At 65.1% G+C, this 11,800-nt stretch carries 12 protein-coding genes; 3 read left to right on the top strand and 9 right to left on the bottom strand.

Annotation, left to right across the window (positions count from 1 at the left end; genetic code table 11):
* Positions 1 to 24 precede the first annotated feature (24 nt).
* The 3 genes from fliE to flgB form a co-directional block, all read right to left on the bottom strand.
* Positions 25 to 333, bottom strand: coding sequence for a flagellar hook-basal body complex protein FliE (gene fliE / locus ACNJX9_RS15535; protein WP_057747375.1), 309 nt, complete (start codon positions 331 to 333; stop codon positions 25 to 27).
* Positions 334 to 350: 17 nt separating this feature from the next.
* Positions 351 to 776, bottom strand: coding sequence for a flagellar basal body rod protein FlgC (gene flgC, locus ACNJX9_RS15530; RefSeq protein WP_057747376.1), 426 nt, complete (start codon positions 774 to 776; stop codon positions 351 to 353).
* Between the two features lie 77 nt (positions 777 to 853).
* The gene (gene flgB / locus ACNJX9_RS15525) at positions 854 to 1,258 is read right to left on the bottom strand and encodes a flagellar basal body rod protein FlgB (RefSeq protein ID WP_057747377.1); all 405 of its coding nucleotides are present in this window, start codon (positions 1,256 to 1,258) and stop codon (positions 854 to 856) included.
* 350 nt (positions 1,259 to 1,608) lie between these two features.
* Between flgB and ACNJX9_RS15520 the strand changes: the two genes are divergently transcribed.
* Both ACNJX9_RS15520 and fliP read left to right on the top strand, forming a co-directional pair.
* Positions 1,609 to 2,577, top strand: coding sequence for a flagellar biosynthetic protein FliO (locus tag ACNJX9_RS15520; protein WP_439409460.1), 969 nt, complete (start codon positions 1,609 to 1,611; stop codon positions 2,575 to 2,577).
* Complete coding sequence (gene fliP, locus ACNJX9_RS15515) at positions 2,574 to 3,332, top strand: flagellar type III secretion system pore protein FliP (protein ID WP_057747379.1); 759 nt, start codon at positions 2,574 to 2,576, stop codon at positions 3,330 to 3,332. The genes ACNJX9_RS15520 and fliP overlap by 4 nt, the downstream gene beginning before the upstream one ends.
* 196 nt (positions 3,333 to 3,528) lie before the next feature.
* Here the strand turns inward: fliP and ACNJX9_RS15510 are convergent, their stop codons facing one another.
* The 6 genes from ACNJX9_RS15510 to fliL all read right to left on the bottom strand — a co-directional run bounded on the left by ACNJX9_RS15510 (position 3,529) and on the right by fliL (position 10,640).
* Positions 3,529 to 3,762, bottom strand: coding sequence for a hypothetical protein (locus ACNJX9_RS15510; RefSeq protein WP_057747380.1), 234 nt, complete (start codon positions 3,760 to 3,762; stop codon positions 3,529 to 3,531).
* A gap of 80 nt (positions 3,763 to 3,842) precedes the next feature.
* Positions 3,843 to 7,589, bottom strand: coding sequence for a tetratricopeptide repeat protein (locus tag ACNJX9_RS15505; RefSeq protein ID WP_439409459.1), 3,747 nt, complete (start codon positions 7,587 to 7,589; stop codon positions 3,843 to 3,845).
* A 103-nt stretch (positions 7,590 to 7,692) separates the two neighbouring features.
* The gene (locus ACNJX9_RS15500) at positions 7,693 to 8,454 is read right to left on the bottom strand and encodes a MotE family protein (protein ID WP_057747381.1); all 762 of its coding nucleotides are present in this window, start codon (positions 8,452 to 8,454) and stop codon (positions 7,693 to 7,695) included.
* A gap of 9 nt (positions 8,455 to 8,463) precedes the next feature.
* Positions 8,464 to 8,910: a DUF6468 domain-containing protein gene (locus tag ACNJX9_RS15495; RefSeq protein ID WP_057747382.1), complete on the bottom strand. Its 447-nt coding sequence runs from the start codon at positions 8,908 to 8,910 to the stop codon at positions 8,464 to 8,466.
* A complete protein-coding gene (gene fliM, locus ACNJX9_RS15490; protein ID WP_057747383.1) occupies positions 8,907 to 10,109 on the bottom strand; it encodes a flagellar motor switch protein FliM in 1,203 nt (400 codons plus the stop codon). Before fliM ends, ACNJX9_RS15495 begins: the two co-directional genes overlap by 4 nt.
* A 30-nt stretch (positions 10,110 to 10,139) precedes the next feature.
* Positions 10,140 to 10,640, bottom strand: coding sequence for a flagellar basal body-associated protein FliL (gene fliL / locus ACNJX9_RS15485; RefSeq protein WP_057747384.1), 501 nt, complete (start codon positions 10,638 to 10,640; stop codon positions 10,140 to 10,142).
* A gap of 386 nt (positions 10,641 to 11,026) precedes the next feature.
* Here fliL and flgF point away from each other — a divergent pair, with 386 nt between their 5' ends.
* A complete protein-coding gene (flgF, locus tag ACNJX9_RS15480) occupies positions 11,027 to 11,788 on the top strand; it encodes a flagellar basal-body rod protein FlgF (protein ID WP_057747385.1) in 762 nt (253 codons plus the stop codon).
* The last annotated feature ends 12 nt before the right edge of the window (positions 11,789 to 11,800 follow it).

Genomic DNA, 11,800 nt, shown 5'->3' with positions numbered 1-11,800 from the left:
CTGGGCGAGCGCCAGCTCCAGAAATCAGATCGGCATCTTCATGATGTCTTCATACGCCGCGATCACGCGGTCGCGGACGGAGACCAGCGTGGACACCGCGACATCGGTGTCGGCGACCGCCGTCACCACGTCCATGACGTTGGCCTTGCCGTTGGCCATCGCCACGGTCTGCGCGTCGGACTTGCGGCCGGATTCCATGACGCTGCCGACGGCGTCTTTCAGCAGCGCGGCAAAGGACTGCCCGTTCGGCTCGCTGCCCTTGCCCGCGCCGGTATTTTCCAGCACACGCGCAAGATTGGCGTAGGCGTTGGCCGCGATTGTCGGTGTTGCCATGGCTTAAAATTTCCTGTTCAGGCCTTGAGGATGTCGAGCGTGCGCTGGATCATCCGGCGCGTTGCACTGATGATGTTGACATTGGCCTCGTAGGACCGCTGCGCATCGCGCATGTCGGTCATCTCGACCACCGAATTCACATTGGGATATTTGACGTTGCCGCTGGCGTCCGCCGCCGGATTTGTCGGCTCGTATTTGACGCGAAAGTCGGACTGGTCGGGCTTGATCCTGCCAAGCGTGACCACCTGCGCGTCGAGCGTGCGGTCGAGCGCGGAGGAGAACGTCGGCACCTTGCGCCGATAGGGATCGCCGCCCGCGGTGGCCGAGGTCGAATCCGCATTCGCGATGTTCTCGGAGATCACCCGCATGCGCCCGGCCTGGGCCCGCAGGCCCGAGGTCGCGATCGCCATCGAGCGGGCAAAGTCACTGCTGTCGTTGGCCATGATCTAGCTCCTCTGGTTCTCTATCTTTGAGCATGATCTTTTTGGAAAACCGCTTCACACTTTTCCGAGATCATGCTCTAGCCTTTGCCGATCGCGGTCTTCAGAAGATGCAGGCTCTTCGAGTAGAGCGAGGTCACCGCCGCGTAGTCCATCTGGTTGTTGGCGGACTTCATCATCTCCTCTTCGAGATTGACGGCGTTGCCTGCGGGGCGGGTCTCGAAACCCGCGTTCTTGTTCTGGTCGAAGCTCGAGGCCGCCCCCGACGGCGTCATGTGGGAGGCGCTGGTGACGGTCATGGCCAGGGTCCCCATCGAGCCTGTGGTGGCTCCGTTCTTGTCGAACTTCGGCTCGACCAGCTCGCGTGGCCGGAAATTGGGGGTGTCGGAATTGGAGACGTTCTCGGACAGGACGCGCTGGCGTTCCTGGTGCCACTGCATCTTGGTGCGAAGCGCCGACAACACCGGTAGATCGTTGATGGACATCGTCGCGGCTCCTTCCGCCTCTTGCGGACCCTGAGATCCGAAGCTAGGCAGAATTTGCCGCGTGTATGGTTAACAGGTGGTTAAGGCACGGCGGATCCATGTTTCCGATTGAGACATGTAATCCCGCCCCCTGATTCGACCCGTTCCAAAAGCCGCATTAACCCAACCGCTTGGCGACGCATGCGCAGGCCAAGAAGTCGTTTTGGATCGGGCGATTCATGGGTTATTAAGAGTTGGGGACGGCAGAACTTGCCGCGGGACGTTAAGAAATCACAGGTTTGGGGCATCGCAGGCCGATGGTCGGGATCCGACTATAGGCAGGACAGAAGCGCCATTTACCGGGGACAGGTATGAACGGTAGTCCTATCACCTTCATCGTCGCGTTCATCGTCGTTCTGGCGTTGATCGGCGTCGCGGCGTGGCTGGTCCGCCGATTCGCGACCACCCGGCTCGGCGCCAACACCCAGCGCGGCAGGATGCCCCGGCTCGCCGTGATCGACGCGGCCGCGGTCGACGGCCGCCGGCGCCTGGTGCTGGTCCGCCGTGACAATGTCGAGCATCTCCTGATGATCGGGGGCCCCACCGACATCGTCGTCGAACCGAATATCGTGCGCGCCGCCGCGGGCCGTGACCAGATTCCGCAGCGTCCCAGCGCCGCCGAGCCGCCGCGCCTCGCTCCGATGCCCGATGCCGGCAGCTGGGCCGACGAGGCGCCGCGCCCCGAAGTGCTCGACCATCCCGAACCGCAGATGCCCGAGCCGCCGCCCCGGCCCGCGCGTCCGTCGTTCGCCGACGAGGTCCGCCGGCCGGCGCCTGCACTGGCCGAGCGCCGCAGTGAGCCGCAGCTCGGCGGCTTCCCGCCTGAACCGATGCCGCGTCCCGAGCGTGAGTCTCGTCACGAGCCGATGCCGCGCGTTGCACGCAACGAACCGCCGCTGATGCCGCGCCCGCCGCGCCAGAGCGATCCGGCGAAAATGCCGCCGGTGCGCGCCGAGCGTGCAGCTGCGCCGCCACCTCCTCCCCCGATACCGCAGGCCGCTCCCCCCGTTCCGCCGCCCGCCCCCGCTGCCGCCGCGCCGTCGAGCGCCGAGCAGAATCTCGCCGAGATGGCCCAGCGCCTCGAGGCTGCCTTGCGCCGTCCGGCCGGCGAGCCCATCGCCCCGCCGGTGGCACCGGATGCGCCTGCGCCGCGCGCTGCCCGCGCCGAGCCGCCCGTACCTCCGGCTCCGCCGGCAAGGCCGGCTCAGGAGAAGACCAGCTTTGAAAATCTCGAAGACGAGATGGCCTCGCTGCTCGGCCGTCCGAAGCCGTCTTCGTGAGGCTGCCGTCCTTCCCGCGTAGAGTATTCTTTTTTTCTGTCCTGATCGCCGCGACGTCGCTCGCAAGCCCTGCGCATGCGCAGGACATCAGCATCAATCTCGGCGGCGGGGCTGGCGGTGGCGGCGTCACCGAGCGTGCGATCCAGCTGATCGCGCTGCTCACGGTGCTGTCGATCGCCCCGTCGATCCTGATCATGATGACGTCGTTCACGCGCATCGTGGTCGTGCTGTCGCTGCTGCGCACCGCGATGGGCACGGCGACCGCGCCGCCGAACTCCGTGATCCTGGCGCTGGCGATGTTCCTCACCTTCTTCGTGATGGGACCAGTGCTGCAGAAATCCTACGACGACGGCATCCGCCCGCTGGTCGCCAACCAGATCAGCGTCGAGGACGCGTTCCAGCGCGCCTCCGTTCCGTTGCGCGGCTTCATGCAGAAGAACGTGCGCGAGAAGGATTTGAAGCTGTTTCTCGATCTCTCCGGCGAGCCGCCACCGGCGACGCCCGACGACCTCGCGCTGCGCATCCTGGTCCCGGCCTTCATGATCTCCGAGCTGAAGCGCGCCTTCGAGATCGGCTTCCTGCTGTTCCTCCCCTTCCTGATCATCGACCTCGTCGTCGCCTCGGTGCTGATGTCGATGGGCATGATGATGCTGCCGCCCGCGACGATCTCGCTGCCGTTCAAGCTGATCTTCTTCGTGCTGGTCGACGGCTGGTCGCTGGTGGCGGGGAGCCTGGTGCAGAGTTACGGGGGATAGTGGGCGCCGGGCGCAACATGTGGCGCATCCACCCGGCGCCAATGATTGCCACCGACCTTTGCCCGTCATTGCGAGGAGCCCTTGCGACGAAGCAATCCAGACTGCCTCCGCGGAAAGATTCTGGATTGCTTCGCTGCGCTCGCAATGACGAGTGTGTGGCGACGCCTCGGGCCGCGCGTCGCGCGGAGCGACGCTCCTACTTCACGTCGTATTGCTTGCTGAGGTGATCGCCGATCTGCACCAGCATCGCGACGCTTTCGGGGAAGCCGGGCTTGTCGCGTGTGGCCTGGTCGGCGTCGGCCCGGAACTCCCAGCTGTCGCCGTCGCGGACAACAGAGATGACGAGGCTGTCAGGACCGTTGGCATGGACCTTCAATTCGGCCCGCGCCATGGCGATGAGTTCGGCTTCGGTCTTGGCAGGCTTGCTCATATCGTCGCTCTCCCGGCATGAAGGTGGGCAGGTTGCCGCCTCGGCCGGCACCTGTCGAGAGGCCAGAAGTAGCAGAATTTCTACCGCGTCATCTTGATCTGCCGCACGACGGGGATCGTCGGCAGCGAGCCGGTATGCTCGGTCTCGTCCTTGGCCTGCGGCGACGCCGGCGCGCGGGCGGTCGCGTCGGGGAAGCGCTGCTTCATCTCGCGCAGGAAACCGTCGAGCGTGTCGACGCTTGCGGCGAGTTTTGCGATTTCGGCGAATTCGGCGCTGGAGGCGGCGGCCGGCTTGCTGGCGATGTCGAAGGCGATCCGGTCGGCGCTCTCGCTCATCAAGGGCGCGTATTTCTCGCGGAAACGCGACAGTCCGATCGAATCGTCGGCAAGCGCATAGCCGACGGCGGCGCGGATGATGTCGCTCTTCTCGACCGCGTTGAGCGGCTTGAAGTCGCGGAAGCGATCGCCGTAATAGAGCTCGATCTGCTCGGCAGACTCGCGCCAGCGCCGCGCCGCCCAGAAAATATCCGACCGCAGCCGCAGCACTTCACGCCCCGATACGTTGGAAACGATGTCGAGCGCGAGGTCATGCCGGCCGACGTCGCTCTGCGCCCGCGCCTCGAGCAGCAGGCGCTGCTGCCGCAGCTCGCCGGAGAGGTCGCTGATGCGGCTGGCGCGCAGCGCCGTGATCGCCATGTCCGGCTTGCGGTTGGCGAGATAGATCATGGCAAGGCGCGCGGCGACCTGCGCGCGTGCTGCGCCTTCGAGGCGATGGTCGACCTGGTATTGCAGGAGCTCGGCGGCCTGGTCGAGCAGGTCGATCGAAGCGAGACGATCGGCAAGACGGCGGATCAGCTCGTCGCCGCGGCGGCCGATCGGCGTCAGCTCGCGAAACTCGTAGAACATTCCGAGCGCCTCGACCGGCGGCAGTTCATCGCCTTTGGGCCCCAGGAAGATCTGCGTAAACAGGTCCGACGCCAGATCCTGCGCCTGGCGCGAAGCTTCCGAGTTCGGCTGCATCTTCGTCGCGGTGCGCGCCGCGGTGAGCGCGTCGCGGTAGCGCCCGTTCTCCGAATAGAGCTGCGATAGCATCTGCAGCGTCTTGACCTCGATCGAGTCGCCGCGCCAAGTCATCGACAGCGTCTCTAGCTCCTTTAGCGCCTCTTCCTTGCCGATCTCGTCGCGCTTCTGGCGCAATGCGACCTCGAGCTGCTTGGCTTCGGCGGCGGCCTGCCGATCGGCCGAGGCAACCGCGAATTTATAGTCGTCGAGTGCGTCCTTGTCGTGCCCGAGCGCTTCGGCGAGCCGGCCGCGCAGCACCGCAAAGCCAGGCGCCGCCTCCGGCGGCACGCCGACCACTTCGATCTCGCCGCGGCGCTTGGAGGCGCCGGCATAGTCCTTGACCTCGAGCGAGGCGCGCATCGCATCCATCGTCACGATGCGCTGGACGTCCAGCGGCAGCGAAGCGATGGCGAATTCGACGTTCTTGAATTTTTCGCGGGCGTCCGCCCATTTGCCCTGGCGCGCATAAGCGAGCGCCTTCCAGAGCTGGGAATCGTGGCTGTTGCCGATCACGGGGTTGGCGAGATCCTTCAGGCCCTGGGTCGTGCGCCCGATCAGGATGCTCGCGATCGCGTGGATGATCAGCGCGCTGCTCTCCTCCTTGTTGAGCGGATCCGAAAGCATCACCTCGGTCACGGACTTGGCTTCGTAATACATCGCGCGCGACATGTAGAACTGGGCGAGATCGAGCCGCGGCAGCGAGCGCTGCGCCGGCTCGACGGCCGAGATCGCCGTGATCAGATCGCTCTGGCGCGTCCAGAAATCTTCCGACTGGCCCTTGCGCCAGCTCTCGGGACTGAAGACCGGCCGCACCGCAGTCGGTGCGCGCTCCGCAGAGACGTCGACCGGCGACAGCGTCAGGCCGCCCTTCTTGCCGAGAATGACCTTGTCCTGTCCGACCTCGACGCCGACATCGTCGGAATTCGGCCGGATCGCGATGCCGTGCGCGGATTCCAGCAGCGAGAGATCGACGAGATCCTGTCGCTTGATGAAGCCGCGGACCGGCCGCTGCGCGGTGACGACGTAGAGCATGTCACCGGCGTCAGGGTCGGTAAGCTTGTGCAGCTGGCCTGGATTGGCAAAGGGGATGGCGATGTTGGCGAGTGCGGGATCGGTGATGTTGCGAGACATCATCAGCGGCAACGGCGGCGCCTGGATCTTGTCGGCGAGCGTCAGCAGCCAGTTGGTCTCCTTGCCGACCTCCTCGCTGGTCAGCGAATAGACCAGCGGACGGGTGAGACGGATTCGCACCGCCTGTCCCCTCTCGAGTGGCATGCGGCTGACCTCGCCGATCATCGCACCACCCCGGGCGCGGATCGCTTCGACATCGATGGGCTTTGGCGAGTCGAACACCAGCCACACCGTGTCGCCGCGGCGGAACGCTGCGGCCGGCGTTGCAACGGAAAGCGGGAACGCCACGCGCAAGCCGTCGCTGTCGCGCCGCGCATCGACGCTGGCAACAGGGGGCGGCGAGCCGGCTTGCGCCTCGACCGGAGCCGGTTTGGGCGCGTCCTTTGCTGCTTCCTTGACCGTCTCCTTGGGCTGTTCCTTGACCGGCTCCTTCGCGGATTCCTGCGCGACCTCTTTAGGCGCTTCGGCAGCCATTGGCTTGGCAGGCGCAGCGGCTTCCATCGCGGGCGGCGCGGGCTTGGGCGCGTCCGTGACATGGGGAGCTTCGGTCGAGTTGACGGCAGCAGCAGGTTTCGGCGCTTCGGCTGCCGGCATCGCGGCAGGCGCTTCGGGCTTCACTTCGATCTTGGCTTCGCGCGCGATCACCTCCGAGGTCGGCGGCTTGATCTCGCTATGAGCCTCCTGCGGCTTGGCGGCCGCCGGCTTTTCAGCCGCCGGCGCCGGTCCGTGACTGCCGGCCTCAGCCTTTGCGATCGCGGCCTCCGCCGTCGCCGCGGTCTTGCCCTTGTCGGGCTGGAAGGCGATGTCGACGACATAGTTCTTGTCGTCGCGGAAGGAGTGCACGTCGGAATCGCCGATCAGCGCGATCTCGACGCTGGTCGTATCGATGTCAGCCTTCTGCTTGATCGAAGCGACGTTCGGCGGCGCGGCGACGATGGCATCGGCGAGATCGAAGTTGAGATTGGCATTGAAGACGAGCGTGAGCTTCTGCTCATTGAGCACGGAGGAGACGCCGACGCCGTCGGGCATCTCGAACACGAAGCGCACGAAGGTCGGCTGTACCGAGGCGCGCACGCGGATCGGCGGACGCTTCTTGCTTTCGGCTGCGGCGCGCTGGGCGCGCAGTGCGCGCTCGGCAACACGGGCGCGCTCGGCGAGCTCCTTCACCACATCCATCGGCAGGCTCGGTGGCGGGCCCTTCCATCCCTCCGGCAGCAGGTCGATGAAGGTGCGCTCGCCCGCATTCATGGTGTTGACGGTGACGCGCCGCGCCAGCGACAGCCTGATGGCGCTGCCATCAGGGTCGCGACGCGCGGAGTTGATATAGTCGGGCGCGCCCTCCGGCACGCGATCGACGGGAACGTCGACCGGGCGGTCGAAGCGGATGACGAGAATGGAGCCGGCGGTCGTCACCTCGGAGGGAACATCCTCGCCGAGCTTGATGACGAGACGGGCAAAGCCGCCACCGGCCGAGAAAGTCGCCTCGCCCCGGATCGGATCGGCGGCGCGGGCAAAAGAATTAAAAATGACCAGCGCGCAGGCGCCCAGCAAGACGGCCTTGCGGACATGGCGCGACAGCCCCAGCGCCAGGGCGCGGCCTCGCGACACAAATCCAGCGGCAGCCTCTCGCGCCATTGGCGGCATTTCTTCCGGTTCGACGGGTCCACGCCGGCGCTAAGGCCGGCCCATGCCCTCGAATGTAGGTTTTGCCAATTAAGGACTTCTTAAGTATGAGCCCTCAATTCGGCTTTTGCGTCGGCTTGCCGTCGATCTTGGGGAGATCCCCGGCGGAAGCAGCCTGATCCCCGCCGCCATTGGCACGGCGCGCCATCTCGACCGTCAGCCGCTCGGCGGCTTCCGACGACATCAGTCCCAGGATGTCGGACATCTTGCGGGGGGCGATCGCCGAGGCGATCTCGATCAGCACGCTCATCTCGAGCCGGTCGAACACCCGCGCGGCGTCCTTGGGCTTCATGCCTTCATACATGGTCACGAGGCCCTTGAGGCGCTGGGCCTCAGCGGCCTTCTGCTCGGCCTGGGTCGCGCTGATGCGGGACTCCACGGCCTTCATTTCCTCGACCTTGCCTTCGATGCGCTTTTCGGCCGACTTCAACAGGCTCTCGCGGATGTCGATCTCGCGCTGGCGGGCCTCGATCTCCTGGCGGCGCGATTGCAGCCGTTCCAGGATCGCCCGCTCCGAGGCCGAGACCTGCGGCTGGGCTTCGTCCATGTTGACCGAAGTGCCCTCGGGCTTGCTCTCGGGTGCGGCCGGCTTCGGCGCTTCCTTCGGCTCGCCATGCGTCGAGCCGGTGATGTCAGGGTCCTCTCGCCCGGTCGGGAAGTTCAAATTCTGCTGTGCCCAGGACTTCTTCAACGTGTTCGGCTGGTAGTCGAACACGTAGCCGCCATTGATTACGAGCCCCGCCACTTTCAGCGTGGCGAGACCTGCGACCGCAACCAGCACGACCGGAATGACGCGGATGTTACGAAAGGACTTCATACCCTGACTTTATGCGGCGATACCGTTGGACCTGCGGCGCTCCGAGAAGGCTTCAGCGGCGGCGGCCACCGCTTTCGCGGGCGACGGCTTGGCGACGGGGGCAGCGGCAGCTTCCGGATTGGTCACGGGGCGCGCCGCGATGGCGATCTTGGAGAGGCGGCGCACCACATGGTCGGCTTCGCCGAGCTGCTTGTAGAGCTGGTCGGACATTTGCGTCGCGGCCGCGAGCTGGCTGCCGAGATTCTCGTTGACGTCGCGCACGGCGAGCTTGAGCCCGCCGATCGCGCGTTCGGCGATCTCGGTCGCGGTGATCAGCTCTGCGATCACGGCCTTCAGCGAATGCTCGTCCGCCTTCAGCCGCGTCAGCCGCTTGTTGAGCAGGATGCAGTAGCCGATCGTGAGCATCAGCAGGATGGCCACCAGCGTCTCGATCGCCATTCCTAGGGAGTGGTTCATGGGGCCTCCATCAGCTTATTCTGTTCGTCCACCTTCTCGAACATCGCAAGTGTCGTACTTGGCTTGCGCAGGGGTTTCGTCACGCGGATCGCAACGCGCTCTCCGACCCGGCCCATGCGTCCTTCGGTGATGGTGACGTCGCCGCAGCGCACGGTGACGTTGGCATCCGCGCGCATGTCCAGCGGCAGCGTGTCGCCGACCTTGAGCCGCATCAGCTGCTTGAGCGGAATCTCGGCCTCGTAGAGCACGGCATCGACGGAAATCTCGGCCTGGGCGATCTCGGTGGCGAAATGGCCTTCCCAGATCGGATCACGGCCGAACTTTTCGCCCATGAACATCTGGAGCAGAACGGGCCGGATCGGTTCGATGGTCGCGTAGGGAAGCAACAGCTCGATGTTGCCGCCGCGGTCTTCCATGTCGATGCGCAGGCGCACCAGGATCGCGGCGTTGGCGGGACGGCTGATCGCGGCGAAGCGCGGATTGGTCTCGAGCCGGTCGATCGTGAAGGTCACCGGCGACAGTGGCCGGAACGCCTGCTCGGCATCGGTCAGCACCACCTCGACCAGGCGCTTGACCAGCTCGGTCTCGATCGTGGTGTAGGGCCGGCCCTCGATGCGCAGCTGGCTCGAGCCGCGGCGGCCGCCGAGCAGCACGTCGATCATCGAGTAGATCAGGCTGGAATCCACCGTCGCCATGCCGAAGTTTTCCCACTCCTCGGCCTTGAACACCGAGAGCACGGCAGGCAGCGGGATCGAGTTCATGTAATCGCCGAAGCGCACCGAGGTGATGCGGTCGAGCGAGACTTCGACGTTGTCGGAGGTGAAATTGCGCAAGGAGGTCGTCAACAGCCGCACCAGGCGGTCGAAGACGATTTCGAGCATCGGCAGACGCTCGTAGGAGACCATCGCCGAATCGATGATCGCGCGAATGCCGCTGTGATCGTCGAGCGTGACGTCGCCGACGGTGAAGCCGAGCAGATTGTCGATCTCCTCCTGCGACAGCACCCGCTCGCCGGAATTCTTGCCGTTGCCGAGATCGCGGCTGCCGTCCTCGACCATGGCCGCCCATTGCAGGGCCATGGTCTCCGAGAGTTCGTTTTCGGCAGCGGCCTTCGCGGCCTCCGCGGGATCCTCGGAATCGAGCGACGCCTCCCATTGGGCGGCAATCGCATCCTGGTCCATCTGCTCGTTGCCGGCCATGACGCTAGCCTGTACCCTTCCGCTGCATCCTCACTGGAGCACGACTTCCTTGAACAGCACCGCGCTGACCTGGATCGGCGCGACCGCGGCGTTGACGCGCTTGGTCAGCTCTTCCTTGAGGCGGAAGATGCCGGCGGAGCCATTGAGGTCGGAGGAGCGGAGCTCGCGCACATAGGTCTGGAAGATGTCGGTGACCCGCGGCATCGACGGCTTGATCGCCTCGATCTGCTTCTCTTCCTTCAGCTCGAGCACGATCTTGAGCTTGAGATATTGCACGCGCTCGCCGGGCGCGCCGGCGAGGTTGACCATCATGTCCGGCACTTCGACGAAGGCCGGCGGCTTGGGCGGCGGCGCGACCTCGGCATGGTGCTCGTCGTCGCCATGACGGAAGAACAGGAACCAGGTGGCGGCACCGCCGCCGAGCACGACCAGCACGCCGACGATGATCAGGATCAGCTTGAACTTGCTCTTGGGGGCAGCGGCTTCCGCGCCTTCGGCGGCTGCGCCGCCTTCCGCTTCATTCTCTGCCATGATCGTCCGGGCCCGCTCATCTCATAAAGGGTCGAAAGGGCGAAGCCTCCTGGCAGACAGTGACGCGATACAAATGCCCCAGCGCAAAGCGCTCCTCTCACACGCAAACGCTACGGTAATAATGGTTAACGGAACCTTTCAATCGGCCCTCCGCTAGGAAAAATCTGCCGGGCAAACATGGCTAACAGAACCTTTCTGCCCCCTGCTTTCTCGGCCGAAAAATAAGCAAGCAACTGTAATTGCACATCTTTGCGACTTGGCACGGCTTTCGCTGAGAGAGGGGCGAGACCGGATGGTTTGGGAGAACCCGACGGCCTCGTTCACGGGATCGGCCAAGGCGCTTGGGAGAGCGAGATGGCAGGTCTCACGCAAGGGGAGATTGACCGATGCAGAATGCGCTTCTGATCGGATTGTCACGGCAGATGACGTTGGAGCGGCAGATGGATGTCATCGCCAACAACGTCGCCAACGTCAACACCAACGGCTTCAAGGCCGACCATTCGCTGTTCGAGGAGTATCTCCGCTCGAACGCGCATGAGGACAATTTCATCGGCTCCGACCGCCGGGTCTCCTATGTGCAGGACCGCGGCACCTATCGCGACGTCGGCCAGGGCCCGATGGAGGCGACCAGCAACCCGCTCGACATGGCGATCAGCGGCAACGCCTTCTTCGCCGTGCAGGCCAACGGCGCCGAGCGCTACACCCGCGACGGCAAGTTCGCGCTCAGCAGCACCGGCCAGCTCATGACCTCGGACGGCAACCTCGTGCTCGGCACCGCCGGCCCGATCGTGTTCCAGCCGACCGACCACGACATTAACGTCGCCCCCGACGGCACCGTGACGGTGCTCGAGGGCACGGCCAAGACCGACACGATCCGCGGCAAGATCCGCATGGTGACGTTCGACGATCCGGCCAAGCTGACCAAGCTCGGCGCCAATCTCTATGACACAGGCTCCGCGACCCAGCAGCCCGACGCCAAGTCCACCCTGCAGCAGGGCTACATCGAGAAGTCGAACGTGAATTCGGTCGGCGAGATGAGCCGCATGGTCGAGGTGATGCGCAGCTACACCGCCATCGCCAACCTGCTCCAGCAGCAGAGCGACCTCCACAAATCGGCGATCGAAAAGCTCGCCGACGTTCCGGCCTGATTGGGAGAGAAC

This window comes from Bradyrhizobium sp. BLXBL-03 (assembly GCF_051853015.1).
Taxonomy (GTDB): Bacteria; Pseudomonadota; Alphaproteobacteria; order Rhizobiales; family Xanthobacteraceae; genus Bradyrhizobium; species Bradyrhizobium manausense.
The sequence above is the reverse complement of the archived record's forward strand: the minus strand, read 5'-3'. Positions and strand labels throughout refer to the sequence as shown.